Below are 18,694 nucleotides of genomic sequence, written 5' to 3'. Positions count from 1 at the left end.
AAAAACCGACGGCCTTGCGGCTGTCGGTTTTCGGGGTGCTCGGGCCGACAGGCCCTCGCGACGAGAGGATCAGGCGTCCAGCTCCACCAGCGCCTTGGCCAACTCGATGGGTTCGAGCTCCTGACCTTCCAGATCGGCGTTCCAGTTCGGGCCGACCAGCACGTCGTCCTCGTCCAGATCGTTGATCCAGATGTCGAGAAACTCTTCCAGCTCGATCACTTCCGGCTCGTAGTCCGCCCACTCGTCCACGCAGTGCAGACGGGCATCCCCCTCGGCAGACCAGAGCGGCATCACGTCGGCGTCTTCGAACTCGGCGGAGCGGCACACCACCCAATCTTCACCGTAGCGCAGACCCCACACCTGACCCGACTCGCGGACTTCTTCGATAAACAGCTGGAAATTGGCGTCAAGATTGTCAGTTAGTTTGCTCATGGGGTCTCTCTCTTGCAAAGCAATGGCAGGCAGTCGGCCAAGTCTGGCCGAGAATGGGGCAGATGGTGTCCCAAAAGCCCCCCAGACTCAAGCCTTATCCCCAAAAAGGCGGGGATAAAGGCCGTCAGATGCGATATTGCGCCACCAGGGCGCTCAATTCGTCGCAGGCGAGCGCCAGTTGTCCGGACGCTTGCTCGGTGAGCCGGTTCTGGGCCAGGGCATCCGCCGCCAGCTGGGTGATGGCCACCAGCCGCAGGTTGATCTCCTCCGCCGCCCGGCTCTGCTCCGCCGCCGCCGTGGCGATCTGGCCGTTCATGGCGGTGATGGTGTGCACCGAACCATCGATGGCATGGATGGCTGCGTCCGCATCACCGGCCTTGTCCGCCGTCGAGCGGGAGAGCTGCTGCAACTGGGTGATCCCGCTCACCACCTTGCCCGCCCCCTCCTGCAGCCGCTGGATCATCTGCCGGATCTCGTCAGTGGAGCTGTGGGTGCGGGTGGCCAGGGTGCGCACCTCGTCGGCCACCACGGCAAAGCCGCGGCCCTGCTCGCCAGCCCGGGCGGCCTCGATGGCGGCGTTGAGGGCCAGCAGGTTGGTCTGCTCCGCTACCCCGCGAATGACGTCGAGCACGGAGCCTATCTGCTGGGTCTCCTCTTCGAGACGGCTCACCGCCTGCACCGTCTCCACCATCTCGTCCGCCAGCTGACCTATGGTCTCCCGGGTCCGGGCCACCACCTCGCGGCCATGCTGGGCGAGATTGAGCGCCGAGTCCGCCGCCTCCGCGGCCTGGGCCGCGTGCTGGCCCACTTCGCGGCTGCTCACCGTCATCTGCTCCATGGCGCTGGCCACCCGCAGGGTATCCTGCTCCTGACCGGTGACGATGGCGCCGGTACGCTCCACCACCTCGGCCAGTTGATGGGCGTGCGCCCTGTTCTGCTCCGCAATCTGCTGGCTGCGCGCCACCAGCTGCGCCATCTGGCCGGCAAAGAGGTTGAAGTTGACGCTGAGCTGGCTCAGCTCGTCACGCCCCGATTCGGGCAGGCGAACACGCAGATCCCCCTCCCCCCTGGCGATGTTGCCAAGGGCCGACACCGACCGGGAGAGCGGCACGACTATGCTGCGCACGATGAGACCGACCACGGCAAACAGCAGCAGCGCCAGCACCAGCCCGATCCCGAGCAGGGTGTGCAACACCTCCCGGTACTGGGCCTCCACGTCGTCCACATAGATACCGGTGCCGATGATCCAGTCCCAGGGGGCGAAACGCTTGACGTAGGAGATCTTGCGCACCGGCTCGTCCACTCCCGGCTTGGGCCAGTAGTAGGCGACCTCCCCCGCCCCCTGCGCCCGCGCCAGATCGGCGAAGGCGACGAACAGCTTGAGCCCCTGCTTGTCCTCCACCCCGGAGAGATCCTTGCCATCCAGCTCGGGTTTCATGGGGTGCATCACCATGGTGGGGTGGCTGTCGTTGATCCAGAAGTAGTCGTCATTGCCATAGCGCAGCCCCTTGAGCAGGGCCAGCGCCTCGGCCTTGGCGCGCGCCTCGTCGAGCTCCCCCTTGCGCACCCTGGCCTCCAGCCCCGCCACCAGGCTGTAGGCGGTCTCGACCTGGGCCCGGGTCTGGCGGCTCTTCTCCCCCATCAGCCCCTGGTGGTAGATCTGCAGGCTGAAGAACAGCAACAGCCCCAGAAGGACCAGCACCATCAGGGTCACCAGCGACAGGCGCCGGCCGATACTCCATTGTCTCAACATACCCTCATCCCGCAGCGGCTACATATCCTTAACACTATGTTGTTGCGGCGCGGGCTGTCCACGATGTCAGCAAAAGGGATGCCAAAAACATGATCCAGCCCCAAAAACAAGAAAGGGTGCCCAGTGGCACCCTTTCTTGTTGTCGACCGAATGACGGCATCACCGCTCCCAGTACACCTCTTCCAGGCTGTCTTCCTTCTCCGGCAGACCGCGGGAGAGGCGCGGGCTGCTCTGGGCCAGCACCTCGTAGCTGACCCGGTTGGCGTATTTGCACACCTGAGCGAGGGAGGAGTAGGTCAGGAATTCGGAGAGGTGCTTGGCGGAGTTCGGCACGTTCATGCGGTGGTAGGCGTTGGCCACCATGTCGTGCAGCACGGCGGACAGCGCCCCGTCACCCGCGCCGTTGGTGTTCTTGATCTTCTCGGGCCCGCCCATGTAGGGGGAGATATGGGAGTAGATCCGCGCAGGCTTGCGGCACTTGTCCCGGGCCATGGGGCGGCTGAACTCATACATGTTGAATTCGGGGATGACACCGGGCAGCAGGGTATGGGTGGTCTCGCGCTTGTAATCCTCGTCGGTGTAGCTCGCCATGTAGAGGCCGATGGGGCCCGCGGTGCAGAGCACCATGTCGGCCCAGTCCAGCGCCTTGTCGGCGGCACCCAGCGGATCCTTGATCCCGGTCAGGGCCTCCGCCTCGTCCTCGTTCATGGCGAGCACGGTCACGTTCTCGCTGATAAAGTCGCGCCACCACTGGGGGTTCTCGTCGATGACGAAACGGGTGCCCAGGGTCAGCACCACGGGCACGCCAGCCTCGCGGGCATAGCGCACGGCGGCCATGGCCGCCTCCTTCATGGGGGTGCCGTCGGCACCGCGCACCAGGTAGGCGGTGATGACCAGGGCCGAGGCCTCCTTGATGATGGACTCGGGGATGTGATCCACGTCCAGGTGGTCCATCTTGCCGGCATTGATGCCAAAGCTGCGCTCGCCCCCTTCGGTGATGAAGGTGAAGCAGCGGCCCACGGGGCCATCCACCGGCTGCAGGTAGTCGAGGTTGACCCGGGAGGAGGTGTTGCACAGATAGCGGTAGGCGTAGCTGCCGATGCGGATGTCCTTGCTCATGACGCCGAGCAGGATGGAGTGGGAGTCCGCCAGCACGGAGTAGTTGTGCATGGTGTTGCCTATGGTGCCGCCGGCAAACTCGCTCACCACCATGTTGTTGCTCTTGAGCTCGTCGTAGACCAGCTCCGCCACCTCGTCGGAGATGAGCATGGAGTGGCCCTTGCTCAGGCCATACCGGTTCAGGAAGTCTTCGTCCACATGGGCTTCGATGTCCACCAGGGTCTGATCGATACCCACCACATAGGCCTTGCCCAGTTCGGTGAGCTGGGAATTTTGCGGGATCAGGGGATCACGTCTGTCGACCGGGAAGTAGTGTTTGGACTTGCGCTGACCGGGAAATTTCATGGCAATCTTCTGTGCTCTGGGGAAAAGAGGGGCGGGATTTTAACACAATCCTCCACGCCGAAAAGTCGCATGATTAAAATATGGGGTCAGTATAGACAAGGGTTTGCGGGGCAAACGTTTGATTTTTGACCTTGAAAAAAACCACCCCGTCGCGGGGTGGTCGTGGGATCCTGTGACGTCACTCTCACGCCAGCGAGAGACCCTGCACCAGCGCCAGCACCGAGAAAATCCCCAGCGACAGCCAGAAGAAGAGGGTACCAAAGAGGCGCGGCTTGTTCGGCGCCTTGGGGATCTGGATCCCGATAGCGTGCAGGATGCGCCCCACCAGCAGCAAGGTACCGCCCAGGTGCAGCCAGAACGCGCCGACCCCGGCCAGCTCGCACAGGGCCATCAGCAACAGGGTGAGGGGCACGTACTCGGCGAAGTTGCCGTGGGCACGGATGGCGGCGAGCATCTCGGGCGCCTCCCCTTCCCCAATCATCACCCTGAACTGGGCGCGGCGCTTGACCACCCAGAACGAAAGCAGCAGGAACAGAAGACCCAAGAGACCTGCGTAGATCAGCGTGATCTGCATCATCAAGACACTCCTTTATCGTTGAAGCCGGGCATCCCCGCGCCCAGGCACGGACGGATGCACATGGCCATCATGCCAGCTCGCGGCAGATGAGGGACACCATCATGCGGATGTGGGCCTGATCGCTGTTGAGGGCGGGCACATAATGGAACGCCTCCCCACCCGCGGCCAGGAAGTGCTCGCGGTTCTCGACCTGGATCTCCTCCAGGGTCTCGAGGCAGTCTGCCGAGAAGGCCGGGCAGATGACGTCGAGCCGCTTGATCCCCTGCTCCGCCAGCGCGGTGATGGTGGCATCGGTATAGGGCTTGAGCCACTCCTGCTTGCCGAAGCGGGACTGGAAGCTGGCGCTCCACTGCTCGGGGGCAAGACCGAGGGCTTCGGCCAGCAGGGCCGCGGTGCGGCGACACTGGTGACCATAGGGATCCCCCTCGTCCTCGCTGCGCTGGGGAATGCCGTGGAACGACATCAACAGGTGCTCCCCCTGCCCCTGCTGCTCCCACTGGCGACGCACGCTCATGGCCAGCGCCTGGATGTACTCCGGGTGGGCATGGTAATCACGGATGAGGCGCATCACCGGCAGGTGGCGCTCCTTCTTCATCGCCCTGGCCCAGCCATCGAACACGGCGGCCGTGGTGCTGGCGGCGTACTGGGGATAGAGGGGCAGCAGGATCACCCGGTTGACCCCCTGAGCCTTGAGGGCCTGCCAGCCCTCGGCCAGGGAGGGAGAGCCGTAGGTCATGGCCAGCTGCACCGGCACGTCCACCCCTTCCCGCTTGAGCTCCTGCTCAAGGGCCGCACGCTGGCGCCGGCTGATGGCCATCAGGGGCGAGCCCTCTTCGGTCCAGATCTGCTGGTAGAGCTTGGCGACCCTGGGGGCCCGCAGCGGCAGGATGACGAAGTTGAGCAGGGGTGACCAGAGCAGACGGGGGATCTCGACCACCCGCGGATCGCTGAGGAATTGGCCGAGGAAGGATCGGACGGCGGAGGCGGTCGGTGCGGCTGGGGTCCCCAGATTGACGAGCAAGATCCCGGTTTTCGTGGTCACGTTAGCGTCCTGTCGTTATGGTCATGAAGCAAGAAAGGGCCCTGGATGGACCCTTTATCTCGAACTCGTTGTCGATCGCAGGCGGGATCAGCCCAGGATGGCAGCCAGCTGCTGGCTGACCAGATCCACCGGCTGGGTGCCGTCGATCTTGACGTAACGGGTGTTGCCCGCTTCCGCTTCCTTGCCGTAGAAGCCGATGAGCGGTGCAGTCTGCTGATGGTACACATCCAGACGCTTGCGAACCGTGGTCTCTTCGTCGTCGGCACGGATCACCAGATCCTCGCCGGTCACGTCATCCTTGCCTTCCACCTTCGGCGGGTTGAACACCACGTGGTAGGTACGGCCGGAGCCGGAGTGCACGCGACGGCCGCTCATGCGCTTGACGATCTCTTCGTCCGGCACGTCGAATTCCAGCACGAAGTCCACCGCCACGCCGGCATCCTTCATGGCTTGCGCCTGGGGAATGGTGCGGGGGAAGCCGTCCAGCAGGAAGCCGTTGGCGCAATCCGGTTGCGCAATGCGTTCTTTGACCAGGCCGATGATGATGTCGTCGGAGACGAGCTGACCTGCGTCCATCACGGCCTTGGCCTTGAGGCCCAGCTCGGTGCCCGCCTTGATCGCCGCACGCAGCATGTCGCCGGTGGAGATCTGCGGAATACCGTGTTTTTCCATGATGAACTGAGCCTGGGTACCCTTGCCGGCGCCCGGAGCTCCCAACAGAACAATGCGCATACACGCTCCTAGTTGATTGGTTATTCAATTCTTGAGAAGGCAAAAAACTACACGTTTTCGCCCGTATTAACAAGCTCACCCCGTGTGAGTGGCCAGATTATCACCACACTCCCGCCCCGTCTCTGCGACCAAAGACGCAGACGACGACCACGAAAAATGATTGAAAATGCAGCAACTCACCACGAGGGAGCGGCCAGAAAAAAGCCCACTGCATGCAGTGGGCCTTGGGTCAGGGGATCACGCCTGCAACAGCAGACGGTTGATTCGGGAGACAAAGCTCGCCGGGTCGTTCAGACCGCCCTGCTCCGCCAGCTGGGCCTGTTCGTGCAAGAGGGCCACCCACTCGCCAAACAGGCTGTCGTCTTCGATGGTGCCGAGCTTCTTCACCAGGGCGTGGTCGGGGTTGAGCTCCAGGATGTACTTCTGCTCCGGCACCGGCTGACCGGCGGCGCGCATCAGCTTGATCATCTGGGTGCTCATGCCGTGGGCGTCGGTGACGATGCAGGACGGCGAGTCGGTCAGACGGTGGGTGACACGCACCTCTTTCACCGCTTCGCCCAGGCTCGTTTTCACCCGCTCAACCAGACCGGCGTTGGCCTTCTCGGCCTCTTCTTGCGCCTGCTTGGAGGCCTCGTCTTCCAGATCACCGAGGTCCAGCTCGCCACGGGTGACGGAGACCAGCTGCTTGCCGTCGAACTCGGTGAGGTGGCTCATCAGCCACTCGTCGACCCGCTCCCACATCAGCAGCACTTCGACGCCCTTCTTGCGGAAGATCTCGAGGTGCGGGCTGTTCTTGGCCGCGGCATAGGAGTCGGCGGTGATGTAGTAGATCTTCTGCTGGCCTTCCTTCATGCGGCCAACGTAATCCTCCAGCGACACGGTCTGGGCCTCGCCCTCGCCGGCGGTGCTGGCAAAGCGCAGCAGTTTGGCGATCTCCTCGCGGTTGGCGTAATCCTCGGCCGGGCCCTCTTTGAGCACATTGCCGAACTCGCTCCAGAACTTGGCGTACTTCTCGCCGTCATCCTTGGCCAGCTTGTTCAGCATGGTGAGCACGCGCTTGGAGCAGGCCTTGCGCAGGGAGGCGGTCACCTTGTTGTCTTGCAGAATTTCACGGCTGACGTTCAGCGGCAGATCGTTGGAGTCCAGCACCCCTTTCACGAAGCGCAGGTAGGTCGGCATGAACTGCTCGGCGTCATCCATGATGAAGACGCGCTGCACGTAGAGCTTCAGGCCGTGCTTCTGCTCGCGGTTGTAGAGATCGAACGGCGCGCGGGCGGGGATGTAGAGCAGGCTGGTGTATTCCTGGGCCCCTTCCACCCGGTTGTGACCCCACAGCAGCGGATCCTCGAAGTCGTGGGCGACGTGCTTGTAGAACTCCTGATACTCCTCGTCCTTGATGTCTTTCGGGTTGCGGGTCCAGAGCGCGGTGGCGCGGTTGACCTGCTCCCACTCGCCCGGGGTGCCGACGATGGTTTCACCGTCCTCTTCCCGATCCGGGGTCCCCTCTTTATACATCTCCACCGGCACGCTGATGTGGTCGGAATACTTGGCGACCACGGAGCGCAGGCGCCAGTCGTCCAGGAACTCCTCCTCATCGCTGCGCAGGTGCAGGATGACGTCGGTGCCGCGGCCCTCTTTGGTCACGTCGGCCACAGTGAAGGAGCCTTCCCCTTCCGATTCCCACTGCACGCCCTGACCCGGCTCGGTGCCGGCGGCGCGGGAGATGACAGTCACCTTGTCGGCGACGATGAAGGCGGAGTAGAAGCCCACCCCGAACTGGCCGATCAGCTGGGAATCCTTGCCCTGATCGCCGGAGAGGTGCTTGAAGAATTCGGCGGTGCCGGATTTCGCGATGGTGCCCAGGTGCTCGATCACCTGGTCACGGGTCATGCCGATGCCGTTGTCCGAAATGGTCAACGTCTTGTTCTCTTTGTCCACCACCAGGCGCACGCGCAGCTGGCCGTCGTTTTCGAACAAAGAGGCATCGGAAAGCGCCTTGAAGCGCAGCTTGTCCGCCGCATCGGAGGCGTTGGAGATCAGCTCGCGCAGGAATACTTCTTTGTTGGAGTAGAGGCTGTGAGCCATCAGGCTCAGCAATTGTTTGACTTCAGTCTGAAAGCCGTGGGTTTCGGCGTGAACACTTTGGGTCATCGACCAATCCTCAAAACGTCGGGTTGAACAGATTCCCAAGCTAGATGGGGGTGGCCTCTCAAATATCAAGGGGCTTGCGTGCAAACTTGAGAGCAAACTTGCACACAGGCCCCTGGTGGCAGGCTTGGCTGCCCATTTCTTGTACCATCCAGCCAAACCTGTTTATGAGCCGTCGCGAGAAGCCGTCAGCAAGGTGAAGAGCAGCGCAGGAACCGGAGTTTATAGGCATAAATGAGGATTCCGAGCAGCACATGAGCCTTGATCACGGCTTCGCAGCAGGCTCATAAGCAGGTTTAGATGCGCTGGCGCCCCATCAGGGAGTGGGACAGGGTAGTGCCATCCACCAGCTCCAGCTCCCCGCCCACCGGCACCCCGTGGGCGATGCGGCTCACGGCCACCCCGGCGGCACGGGCCATGTCGGCGATGTACCAAGCGGTGGCATCCCCCTCTATGGTAGGGTTGGTGGCGAGGATCAGCTCCTTGATGTGCTCATCCTTCAGCCGCCGCTCCAGGATCTCCAGACCCAGCTCCTCCGGGCCTATGCCGTCGAGCGGCGACAGGTGCCCCATCAGCACGAAGTAGCGGCCGGAGAACTGGCCGGTCTGCTCGATGGCGGCCACGTCCGCCGGGCTCTCCACCACGCAGAGCAGGCCGTTCTCCTCGCGCTTGGGATTGGCGCAGATCTCGCAGCGATCGTTCTCGGTAAAGGTGCGGCAGTGGCTGCAGTGACCGATTTCGGTCAGCGCCCGACTGAGCAACTGGGCCAACCGCAAGCCACCGCTGCGCTCGCGCTCCAGCAGGGTGAACGCCATGCGCTGGGCCGATTTCGGGCCCACGCCCGGCAAGACCTGCAGCGCCTTCATCATCTCATCGAGCAGGGGACTGAATTTCATGGGGATATCCTTTAAAGCCGCGCCGAAGGAGTGATTCGGCCCGCATGCCTGACGCGGCGCCGACTCCTCCATCCGAACCTATCTTGTTGGCGCAGGACTATACCCGAGCCGACCCCAAGCGCCAATGACTCAGGCGCCTGACGGGTAGAAGAAGAGGCTTCTCTGGTGCAGCGTGTTGGGACTCATGGCAGGGGGATACAAATCAAACAGATAGGTGGCTCTATTCGGTCGATTAATTGCGCTAGAGCTGACGTTTAATACTGCACGTGGTGAAAAAATTCGTCTGCTGCTAGCCATTGGGATGGCGGTCCGCCACTCAACAATTAAATACTACCCTGTTGTGCGCCCTTACTCTTGTTAATTACTGATGCAATTTACCTCGTCAATTGAACCCTGAATTTATATACCACTCTTATTATTCCGGCATATTTATAGAAACCACCCTTACCGCCCTGCCACCTCCTGAACAGCCATCAAAAATAGGACACTATCGCCACCTGACCCCTTCTACGCCGAGCGAGAGCCTGCGATTTATTGGTCAGCATTTTATCATTTATTTTATGAGCAGATTAACAGGAAACACCGGGTAAAATAGAGCCATAGCTAAAATAACCGATTACCTGTTGTTAGCTGAGTCACGTCAATCGACGAGTAATTAATAAACCCATCCGATATCCCTTTTTGATTATTTATACCTGAGCATAAACCCGCTCACTCTGTGTCATTATTCACCGAATGGCAGATAAACAGACTGTGCTTCATGATCAGCCCCCTATTTATATCCAGTTGACCCCCAACCCCACCATTACCCCGGAATTCCCCTGAACGGAGCGCCGAGACCCTCGCGTGTTCGGGCCCCTGTGGTGACAACCTTGTCATCCTCACACAGACAGACAACGTTATGAACTGTACTAACAAACCCGCCCTCTCCGGCGTCATGCTGGCGGCGATCGGCGTGGTCTATGGCGACATCGGTACCAGCCCGCTCTATACCCTGCGCGAGTGCCTCTCCGGCCAGTTCGGTTTCGGGGTGGAGCCCGCCTCCATCCTGGGCTTTCTTTCGCTTATCTTCTGGCTGCTGATCCTGGTGGTCTCGGTCAAGTACCTCTCCTTCGTGATGCGGGCGGACAACGCCGGCGAAGGGGGCATACTCACCCTGATGTCGCTCGCGACCCGCAATACCCCGCAGACGTGGACGCCGGTGCTGATCATCCTGGGGCTCATCGGCGGCAGCTTCTTCTATGGCGAGGTGGTGATCACCCCGGCCATGTCGGTGATGTCAGCCATCGAGGGCTTGAAGATAGCGGCCCCCTCCCTGGATCCCTACATAGTGCCGCTCTCGGTGCTGGTGCTGACCCTGTTGTTCGCCATCCAGAAACACGGCACCGCCACCGTGGGCAAGCTGTTTGCCCCCATCATGCTGATCTGGTTCCTGACCCTGGCGGTGCTTGGGCTTCGCAGCATCCTCCAGCACCCCGAGGTGCTGGGGGCGCTCAACCCTGTCTGGGCGCTGCGCTTCTTCATGACCTACCAGAGCGCCTCCTTCTTTGCCCTGGGCGCCGTGGTGCTGGCCATCACGGGGGTGGAGGCGCTCTATGCGGACATGGGGCATTTTGGCAAGAGCCCTATTCGCCGCGCCTGGTTCATGGTGGTGCTGCCGTCCCTGGTACTCAACTACTTCGGCCAGGGGGCCCTGCTGCTCGGCAATCCCGAAGCCATCGCCAACCCCTTCTTCCTGCTCGCACCGAAATGGGCCCTGCTGCCCCTGCTGCTGCTGGCGACGCTCGCGACGGTCATCGCCTCGCAGGCGGTGATCTCCGGGGTCTTCTCCCTCACACGTCAGGCGGTGCGGCTCGGCTATCTCTCCCCCATCCGCATCGTGCACACCTCGGAGCAGGAGTCCGGCCAGATCTATATTCCGGTCATCAACTGGCTGCTCTATCTCTCTGTGGTGATCGTCATCATGAGCTTCGAGCACTCCAGCAACCTGGCGGCGGCCTATGGCATCGCCGTGACCGGCACCATGGTGCTCACCTCCATCCTCTCCTACTCGGTGGCCCGCCACAGCTGGCACTGGCGCAAGCCGCTGGTGGTCACCCTCTTCGCCCTGCTGCTCGCCATCGACGTGCCGCTCTTTGCCGCGAACCTCGCCAAGGTCTTTTCCGGCGGCTGGTTGCCGCTGACCCTGGGGGCCGTCATGTTCACCCTGATGACCAGCTGGAAGAGCGAGCGCTGCCAGCTTATCCGCCGCCTGAACGAGCACGGCAACTCCCTGGAGCCCATGATCGCCTCCCTGGAAAAATCCCCGCCGACCCGGGTGGCGGGCACCGCCGTCTATCTGTCGCGGGTGGTCAACGTCATCCCCCATGCGCTCCTGCACAACCTCAAGCACAACAAGGTCCTGCACGAGCGCGTCATCCTGCTCACCCTGAAGGTGGAGGATGTGCCCTATGTCCACAACGTGCGCCGGGTCTGCATCGAGCAGCTCTCCCCCACCTTCTGGCGGGTGGTGGCGAGCTATGGCTGGCGCGAGACCCCGAACGTGGAGGAGATCTTCCACCGCTGCAACCTGGAGGGCTTAAGCTGCCGTATGATGGAGGCCTCCTTCTTCATGGCCCACGAGTCGCTGATCATGAAGGAGCGCCCCTGGTATCTCTACCTGCGCGGCAAGCTCTTTATGCTGCTGCAGCGCAACGCCCTGCGCGCGCCGGATCAGTTCGAGATCCCGCCCAACCGGGTCGTCGAGCTCGGCTCCCAGGTGGATATCTGACCGGGGCCGATACCCGAGCCCCGGGGAGACAGACCAGCCCTCGTGGTGGCCAGGCCCCCATGCCCTGTTGCATAGGGCGCCCTGGCGCCTCATGCAAGCACATCTTGTGTGTTTACCCCCTTCCATGACGCTGCGCCCCTCACCCCTATCCGGGTGATGCTTCAGGCAGGACGCCGCGACACCGAAACATTGCGCCATCCATTCCTTTAGCCTGCGGTGATACCCGTTCACATGTTGAATGTGGCAGGCACCCCGCCATGGTGCGCAGGAGCGATGGCGTCACATCCTGCAGACCCCATGGCGCAGGGCGGATCTGTCCGTGCATGACAATGGGGCAGGCAGGGCAATCTGTTTACAGAGGGCATTCATGGGAGGGGGAATGGCGAAGGAGATGAGAAAAGGCTCGGGTATCCATGATGGAGGCCCTCAGGGTGAGTTCCGGCTCCACGATAAGCCTTCCAACGCGTAAGGGGAACGATGCCAAAAAACCGGCCAGATATGGCTAAAAAGGGCCCAATTCCCCTTCAGTCTGGAGGGAGAAAAGCAGTGATAAATATTGCCCCTATAGGGAGCCAGAGAAAGCGTCGGCAGGCGAATTTATACAGAGGAATATCCCGTATTTTACCCATTTAAACATTCTCATTCGCCACATAATTTACCACCAGCAAAACAACTGATAACATCTTTTTACAATTCAAAGCACATAAAACAACATGATTCGGTCACCCCCTGCACACTCGCCGTGGCAGCCAGAATCACCGGATCAGGATTGAAACCAGCAGCCAACTTCTCATCGAGCAGACACCCGACACCATGATGAACACAGTTACGGCCAGCATCGATCTCGATGCACTCCAGCACAACTTCGCCGTGGTGCGCCGCCACGCCCCCCACAGCAAGATCATCGCGGTGCTCAAGGCCAATGCCTATGGCCACGGGCTGCTGCCGGTCGCCCATGCCCTCGCCCAGGCCGATGCCTATGCCGTGGCCAGGGTCGAGGAGGCGCTGGTATTGCGCGCCAACGCCATCACCAAGCCCATTCTGGTGCTGGGGGGCTTCTTCAGTGCCGAGGCGCTGCCGCTGCTGGCCAAACACGATCTGCAGACCACCCTGCATACCTGGGAGCAGTTGGCGCTGCTCGAACAGGCCCATCTGCCCGCCCCCATCAAGGTGTGGCTCAAGCTCGATACCGGGATGAACCGGCTCGGGCTGCGCGCCCAGGAGCTGCCCGCCTTCATCGAGCGGCTGAGCCATTGCCGCAACGTGGTGCAGCCGTTCCAGCTGATGACCCACTTCAGCCAGTCCGATGAACAGGATACCCAGGCCACCCTGCTGCAGATCGAAGAGTTCAACCGCCTCAGTGCCCATCTGCCGGGCGAGCGGGCCATGGCCAACTCCGCCGGCATCCTCGCCTGGCCGGCCTCCCGCAGCGACTGGATCCGGCCCGGCCTCATGCTCTATGGCGCCTCCCCCTTTACCGGCCAGCTCGCCGCCGACCATGATCTGCGTCCGGTCATGACCCTCAAGAGCAAACTCATCGCCACCCGCGCCTGCCAGCAGGGCGAGGCGGTCGGCTATGGCGGTCACTGGGTGGCGAGTCGGGACACCACCCTCGGGGTGGTGGCGGCGGGTTACGGGGATGGCTACCCCCGCATGGCCCCCGAAGGGACCCCCATGCTGATCAATGGTCGCCGGGTGCCCATCGTGGGCCGGGTCTCCATGGACATGATCACCGTCGATCTGGGCCCGGCGGCCAGCGACAAGGTGGGGGATGCGGTCACCCTGTGGGGAGAGGGGCTGCCGGTGGAGCAGGTGGCCGAGAAGATAGGCACCATCCCCTACGAGCTGCTCACCCGCCTGACCAGCCGGGTTCATCTCGCGCACTGCGACAGCCGCGAACAGATGCCGATGTTGAAGCTGGCCTGAGCAATCGGGCTAAAGCCGGCCGCATCGAGGTGGCAACCGGCCCCTGACAAACAAAAGGCCCCGTCTTGCGACGGGGCCTTTGCCAAGGGGTTAAGAGCACGAATGTTGCCGCTGTGCCCCAAGCAAAAAACCGACCTTGAGGTCGGTTTTTTATAATTTGACGATGAGTCTGGATTGACTCGCGCCGTCCCTGGCGCTCGCCCTGCGGGCGGTCTCTGGCCATCCAGGCGGGCTATCCTGCCCGCCTGTCGAACCAGGGCCCGAACCGAGCCGCCCATCATCGGATAACGCAAAAGGCCCCGTCTTGCGACGGGGCCTTTTGCTTTATTTGGCGGTGAGGGAGGGATTCGAACCCTCGATACGTTGCCGTATACACACTTTCCAGGCGTGCTCCTTCAGCCACTCGGACACCTCACCAAATTTTTACTTCTTGAAGTGGCTTTCGGAGCACGCTGCGCGTGCATCTTGCCGACTTCGTCGGTGGGCAGCCTCTCGGTCACCTCACCAAATTTGGGTCTGTGGTTTAACGTGTTCAGCCAACACGAGTTCGCTGCGCCGTTGCGCTGGAACGGGGCGTAATGTAAGGGATAGGAGCGGGCCGGTCAATCCTATTTTTTATCTTTTGCCACTGATTGCTCAATTAGCGAACCAAGTGACTAAAAAGGTGCCGTTTTCTATCCCTTTCCATCAATTTTCAACCGCTTCGTGCAAATGTTCCCCTCGCATGGCCTCTTCCAGCGAACCGTAGAATTCCAGTTCCCCCGCGACCGGGCGCACCTTGGCCCGCGCCAGGGTCTTGAGGGGCTGGAACTGCAGCTCGGCCACCTTGAGCCGGACCCCTGCCTTGGCCATCCGTCTGGCAAACTGCTGGAATGCAGACAGCCCCCCCGCATCCAGGATGGAGACCGCCTCCATCTGCAGGATCAACTCGTCGTGATCCCGCACCTGGGCCAGCAGCTCGTCGAAGACCCGCTCGGCGGCGGCAAAGAACAGCGGACCGTTGATCTTGTAGATCAGGGTCCCCGCCTGAACCTCACCGGCGTAACGCTTGTGATCCGCCAGATTGTGCAGCCGCGTCATCTTGGCGATCTCCCGCATGAACAGCAGGGAGGCCAGGATCACCCCGAAAGTAATGGCGATGACCATGTCGAAGATGACGGTGAGTGACAGGCAGACCAGCAGCACCAGCACATCCGATTTGGGGGCGCGGCGCACCAGATCCACCACCTTGTGCGCCTCACTCATGTTCCAGGCCACCAGCAGCAGCAGGGCAGCCATGGCGGAGAGCGGCAACCAGGAGAGCCAGGGCGCCAGCACCAGGATGGCGGCCAGCACCACCAGCGCATGGACGATACCGGAGATGGGAGAGGTGGCCCCGGCCCGCACGTTGGCGGCGGAGCGGGCGATGGCGGCCGTCGCCGTGATGCCACCGAAGAAGGGCGCCAGTATGTTGCCGAGCCCCTGCCCCAACAGCTCGCCGTTGGAGCTGTGCTTGCGACCCGTCATGCCGTCCAGCACCACGGCGCAGAGCAGGGATTCGATGGCCCCCAGCATGGCCATGGAGAAGGCGGCAGGCAGGAGTCGCTGGATGGCGGCCAGGTTCCACTCCACCGGCGCCCCGTCCGGCCCGGGCAGGGCCCAGGGCATCACCAGGGTCGGGGCGATGGGGGGGATCCCCATGCCCTGGGTACCGTCGGCCAGGGTATAGCTGAACTTGCTGCCGATGGTGGCCACGTCCACCCCGAACTGGTGCAGGCCAAAGCCCAGGCCCACCCCCACCAGCACGGCGGGCAGGTGGCCGGGGACCGGCAGACGCAGCCTCGGCCAGAGCAGCAGCACCGCCAAGGTCGCCACCCCCACCAGGGTGTCCCCCCACTGCCAGCTGGGCAGGGCATGGGCCAGCGCCTGCACCTTGCCGAGGTAGGTCTCCGGCATCTCGGGCACCTGCAGGCCGAAGAAGTCCTTGATCTGCAGGGTGGCGATCACGATGGCGATACCGCCAGTAAAGCCCAGGGTCACCGAGGGCGGAATGTATTCGATGAGGCGGCCGAGGCGCGCCATCCCCATGGCCACCAGGAAGCAGCCCGAGATCAGGGTGGCCATCAAGAGCCCCCCCACCCCGAACTGCTGGGCCACCGGGTAGAGGATCACCACGAAGGCGGCGGTGGGCCCCGAGATGGAAAAGCGGGAGCCCCCGGTCACGGCGATCACGATACCGGCGATGATGGCGGTGTAGAGGCCGTGCTGGGGTGGCACGCCGCTGGCGATGGCCAGCGCCATCGCGAGCGGGATGGCGATGATGCCGACCGTGATGCCGGCGATGAGGTCTCGCCCGAAGCGGGCAGCACTGTAGGGTTCGTCTATGCAGGATTGGCGCAATGCGATAGCCAGCTTCACGCCTTGTAAGGAAGCTTGATTGTGCATGTCTAGGGTAATACCAGAAGAAGGAGACAAAGGCCGGGGTGAACCGGCACCCGATCATCATCAAGGGCCGGCAGAGCTGTCGACGCGGCGATGGTATCCTGAGCAACCATACCCGAGCCGGCCCGATAATTCGATGGGCGGGATCAAGAAATGGCCATGAACCCGCAATAATGTCCCCTATCCCCGGCATTTACGCGCCATTTCCTGCATATTGCGCCCCAGGGCCGCCCCGCCCCTCACCTCCCGGTGAGAAAGCAAGCCGATGGCAGGCAAGGTGGCCCCGAGCCCCCTCCCCGCCCAAATGCCGCAAGAAGAGAGCTGCAAGAGAGGTGTGGCAGAGCGACGTCGTATTCCTGTCAGAAGGGGCATGCCAAGCCGCTGATTGTGCTGAAAACAGTCCGCAGAGACCAAGTTTTGGGCAAACAGTCCGAAAAGCCATTTATTACCCAGGCCATCGGGTTGACACCCGTCAGCGAGGCCATTAATATCCGCCCCGTCTCGACGAGACAGGCAATTCCTCCTTAGTTCAGTCGGTAGAACGGCGGACTGTTAATCCGTATGTCACTGGTTCAAGTCCAGTAGGAGGAGCCAATTCCCTCGTAGTTCAGTCGGTAGAACGGCGGACTGTTAATCCGTATGTCACAGGTTCAAGTCCTGTCGAGGGAGCCATATTCCATGCCTCAAAGGCCCGATCGCAAGATCGGGCCTTTTTGTTTTGCCTGTCTCTGGCGCCGGATGCCACCACATTGGCGCCTTTTGCATGTCAATGCGCTCGCCCTGTCCCCTATACTGACCCTCATTCCGATCGCACTGACTTCACCTCCCACGGCAAAGGCGCACGCATGGCACACAAATCTCACTTTTCCCTGGACGTCGGATGGCAGCTGTTGCTCAAAGACCTTGGCCTGCAATCCAGGCATGTCTTGCGCAGGGCCCTGCTGCCGGAAGACACGTTGTCGCGTGAAAATCACGGGTTGACCACGGATGAGTACTTCCGTTTCTGGCGGGCGCTGGAGCAGGAAGCCAATGACGTCCTGTTTCCCTTGCGACTCATCGAGACGGTTTCAAGCGAAGTCTTCAGCCCCCCCTTGTTTGCCGCCCTGTGCAGCCCGGATCTGATGCGGGCGGTTCAGCGGCTGGCCAAGTACAAGGCGCTCATCGCCCCCATGAGCCTCGAGATCACGGTGGGCTCCGGGGGGGAGATGACGCTCTCCCCCCGCTGGCAAGGAGGGCACACAGAGGTGCCGCTCTCCCTGCAGGTGGTGGAACTTGCCTTCTTTGTCCGGCTGGCCCAGATCGCCACACGTGAAGCGATCCATGCCGTGCGAGTGACACTGCCGGCGCTCCCTGGCGGAAAGTCACTGCAGCGCTACGAGCGCTTTTTCGGCACCGCCATCACGCCAGGAGCCCCTGCCAGTATTACGTTTTCTGCCATGGACGTGCTGCGCCCCTTTCTCACGAGCAACGAAGGAATGTGGCGAGCCTTCGAGCCCGAGCTGCGTCGTCAGCTGTGCGAAATGGACCCTGCCGCCACCACGGCGGAGCGGGTGCATGCCGTCCTGCTCGAACTCTTGCCAAGCAACTCGGCCACCATTGAGGTGGCAGCAAGCCGCCTGGGCATGAGCAAGAGAACCCTGCAACGCCGACTGGAAGAGGAGGGGGAAAACTTTCGAGCCCTGGTCAGCGAGACGCGAAGAAGGCTCGCCTGCCACTACCTTGAGCACACCACGCTGTCTGGAGGGGAGATAGCCTTTCTGCTGGGTTTCGAAGATCCCAACTCCTTCTACCGCGCATTCCAGGATTGGACCGGGCGGACGCTGGAAAGCACTCGCCAGTCATATCGATTCAACTGAGGTCAACCCCATGTCCACCCATCTCAATCCCCGTCGTGTGCTGCTCGCCGGGGCCACAGGGCTCGTCGGAGGCGAACTGCTTGACGCCCTGCTGCGTGACGAGACCGTCTGCGAGGTGCATGCCTTGAGTCGACGCGCCTTGACTGTCACCCACCCCAAACTCCAGACCCATCTCGTGGAGATGAACAACCTGCCCGATCTGCCCCGGATAGATGAAGCCTATCTGGCACTGGGGACCACCATCGCCGTCGCTGGCAGCCGGGAGGCATTTCGCGCCGTCGACTTCACGGCCAATCTGGCCGTCGCCAGGGCCGCGGTCAAGGCCGGTGCTCGCCGCATTGGGCTGGTCAGTGCCGCCGCCGCAGACCCGGGCTCTCGCCTCTTCTATCAGCGCGTGAAGGGGGAGCTCGAGGACGCCCTCAAGGCGCTGGATCTGACCACACTGGTCATCGCCCGCCCCTCCTTGCTGCTGGATAAACGCACGCACCTGATGCAACCGTTCCGGCTGGGAGAGTGGATGGCCATTCCCCTTGCCAGGCTGCTGGCACCCATACTGCCGGACACCTATCAACCCGTCTTCGCCCGGCAAGTCGCCCTTGCGCTGGTAAGCAAGGTGCCAACCGCGCAGGGTGTGGTGTCCCTGCCCTCCCACCTCATCGCCACGTTGACACCTTGAG

General features: G+C 62.2%; 13 protein-coding genes and 3 tRNA genes. 6 read left to right on the top strand and 10 right to left on the bottom strand.

The features are described from left to right. Window positions 1–69: 69 nt before the first annotated feature. The 8 genes from I6L45_RS14800 to recR form a co-directional block, all read right to left on the bottom strand. Window positions 70–432, bottom strand: coding sequence for a DUF2750 domain-containing protein (locus I6L45_RS14800; protein WP_010674427.1), 363 nt, complete (start codon window positions 430–432; stop codon window positions 70–72). A gap of 124 nt (window positions 433–556) precedes the next feature. Beyond that, window positions 557–2,185: a methyl-accepting chemotaxis protein gene (locus I6L45_RS14795; protein WP_254204331.1), complete on the bottom strand. Its 1,629-nt coding sequence runs from the start codon at window positions 2,183–2,185 to the stop codon at window positions 557–559. Window positions 2,186–2,344: 159 nt separating this feature from the next. After that, the gene (locus I6L45_RS14790; RefSeq protein WP_043761234.1) at window positions 2,345–3,649 is read right to left on the bottom strand and encodes an inosine/guanosine kinase; all 1,305 of its coding nucleotides are present in this window, start codon (window positions 3,647–3,649) and stop codon (window positions 2,345–2,347) included. Between the two features lie 184 nt (window positions 3,650–3,833). Beyond that, entirely contained in the window at window positions 3,834–4,226 is a 393-nt protein-coding gene (locus I6L45_RS14785; protein WP_134696172.1) for an MAPEG family protein, read from the bottom strand. Window positions 4,227–4,293: 67 nt separating this feature from the next. Next, a complete protein-coding gene (gene hemH, locus I6L45_RS14780) occupies window positions 4,294–5,268 on the bottom strand; it encodes a ferrochelatase (protein ID WP_043761238.1) in 975 nt (324 codons plus the stop codon). A gap of 87 nt (window positions 5,269–5,355) precedes the next feature. Next, on the bottom strand, window positions 5,356–6,000 hold the full coding sequence (adk, locus tag I6L45_RS14775) for an adenylate kinase (protein WP_043761240.1): 645 nt from the start codon (window positions 5,998–6,000) through the stop codon (window positions 5,356–5,358). A 237-nt stretch (window positions 6,001–6,237) separates the two neighbouring features. After that, window positions 6,238–8,151, bottom strand: a complete 1,914-nt coding sequence (gene htpG / locus I6L45_RS14770; protein ID WP_210548469.1) for a molecular chaperone HtpG — start codon at window positions 8,149–8,151, stop codon at window positions 6,238–6,240. Window positions 8,152–8,444: 293 nt separating this feature from the next. Then, window positions 8,445–9,044 carry a recombination mediator RecR gene (recR, locus tag I6L45_RS14765; RefSeq protein ID WP_134696169.1) on the bottom strand — a complete coding sequence of 200 codons (600 nt, stop codon included), beginning with the start codon at window positions 9,042–9,044 and terminating at the stop codon, window positions 8,445–8,447. Window positions 9,045–9,945: 901 nt separating this feature from the next. On the opposite strand from recR, the gene kup reads away from it, so the two are divergent. Both kup and alr read left to right on the top strand, forming a co-directional pair. Next, window positions 9,946–11,814 carry a low affinity potassium transporter Kup gene (gene kup / locus I6L45_RS14760; protein WP_216982467.1) on the top strand — a complete coding sequence of 623 codons (1,869 nt, stop codon included), beginning with the start codon at window positions 9,946–9,948 and terminating at the stop codon, window positions 11,812–11,814. Between the two features lie 813 nt (window positions 11,815–12,627). After that, entirely contained in the window at window positions 12,628–13,740 is a 1,113-nt protein-coding gene (gene alr, locus I6L45_RS14755) for an alanine racemase (RefSeq protein WP_216982466.1), read from the top strand. A gap of 329 nt (window positions 13,741–14,069) precedes the next feature. Here the strand turns inward: alr and I6L45_RS14750 are convergent. Then, window positions 14,070–14,157, bottom strand: a tRNA-Ser gene (locus tag I6L45_RS14750). Between the two features lie 270 nt (window positions 14,158–14,427). Further along, on the bottom strand, window positions 14,428–16,164 hold the full coding sequence (gene dauA, locus I6L45_RS14745) for a C4-dicarboxylic acid transporter DauA (RefSeq protein ID WP_216982465.1): 1,737 nt from the start codon (window positions 16,162–16,164) through the stop codon (window positions 14,428–14,430). Between the two features lie 515 nt (window positions 16,165–16,679). Here dauA and I6L45_RS14740 point away from each other — a divergent pair. The 4 genes from I6L45_RS14740 (at window position 16,680) to I6L45_RS14725 (ending at window position 18,693) form a co-directional block, all read left to right on the top strand. After that, window positions 16,680–16,755 (top strand) — tRNA-Asn (locus I6L45_RS14740). A gap of 2 nt (window positions 16,756–16,757) precedes the next feature. Continuing rightward, window positions 16,758–16,833 (top strand) — tRNA-Asn (locus I6L45_RS14735). 173 nt (window positions 16,834–17,006) lie between these two features. Beyond that, complete coding sequence (locus I6L45_RS14730; RefSeq protein WP_216982464.1) at window positions 17,007–18,017, top strand: AraC family transcriptional regulator; 1,011 nt, start codon at window positions 17,007–17,009, stop codon at window positions 18,015–18,017. Between the two features lie 10 nt (window positions 18,018–18,027). Beyond that, a complete protein-coding gene (locus I6L45_RS14725) occupies window positions 18,028–18,693 on the top strand; it encodes an NAD(P)H-binding protein (RefSeq protein ID WP_216982463.1) in 666 nt (221 codons plus the stop codon). The last annotated feature ends 1 nt before the right edge of the window (window position 18,694 follow it).

The organism is Aeromonas sp. FDAARGOS 1415, from assembly GCF_019048365.1.
GTDB classification, from domain to species: Bacteria; Pseudomonadota; Gammaproteobacteria; order Enterobacterales; family Aeromonadaceae; genus Aeromonas; species Aeromonas taiwanensis.
The sequence above is the reverse complement of the archived record's forward strand: the minus strand, read 5'-3'. Positions and strand labels throughout refer to the sequence as shown.

Excerpts from the sequence above, each read along its gene's own strand:
- adk (WP_043761240.1), bottom strand. The coding sequence starts at position 6,000 with ATGCGCATTGTTCTGTTGGGAGCTCCGGGCGCCGGCAAGGGTACCCAG.
- htpG (WP_210548469.1), bottom strand. The coding sequence starts at position 8,151 with ATGACCCAAAGTGTTCACGCCGAAACCCACGGCTTTCAGACTGAAGTC.
- I6L45_RS14785 (WP_134696172.1), bottom strand. The coding sequence starts at position 4,226 with ATGATGCAGATCACGCTGATCTACGCAGGTCTCTTGGGTCTTCTGTTC.
- recR (WP_134696169.1), bottom strand. The coding sequence starts at position 9,044 with ATGAAATTCAGTCCCCTGCTCGATGAGATGATGAAGGCGCTGCAGGTC.
- I6L45_RS14725 (WP_216982463.1), top strand. The coding sequence starts at position 18,028 with ATGTCCACCCATCTCAATCCCCGTCGTGTGCTGCTCGCCGGGGCCACA.
- I6L45_RS14790 (WP_043761234.1), bottom strand. The coding sequence starts at position 3,649 with ATGAAATTTCCCGGTCAGCGCAAGTCCAAACACTACTTCCCGGTCGAC.
- I6L45_RS14800 (WP_010674427.1), bottom strand. The coding sequence starts at position 432 with ATGAGCAAACTAACTGACAATCTTGACGCCAATTTCCAGCTGTTTATC.
- I6L45_RS14795 (WP_254204331.1), bottom strand. The coding sequence starts at position 2,185 with ATGTTGAGACAATGGAGTATCGGCCGGCGCCTGTCGCTGGTGACCCTG.
- I6L45_RS14730 (WP_216982464.1), top strand. The coding sequence starts at position 17,007 with ATGGCACACAAATCTCACTTTTCCCTGGACGTCGGATGGCAGCTGTTG.
- alr (WP_216982466.1), top strand. The coding sequence starts at position 12,628 with ATGATGAACACAGTTACGGCCAGCATCGATCTCGATGCACTCCAGCAC.
- kup (WP_216982467.1), top strand. The coding sequence starts at position 9,946 with ATGAACTGTACTAACAAACCCGCCCTCTCCGGCGTCATGCTGGCGGCG.
- dauA (WP_216982465.1), bottom strand. The coding sequence starts at position 16,164 with ATGCACAATCAAGCTTCCTTACAAGGCGTGAAGCTGGCTATCGCATTG.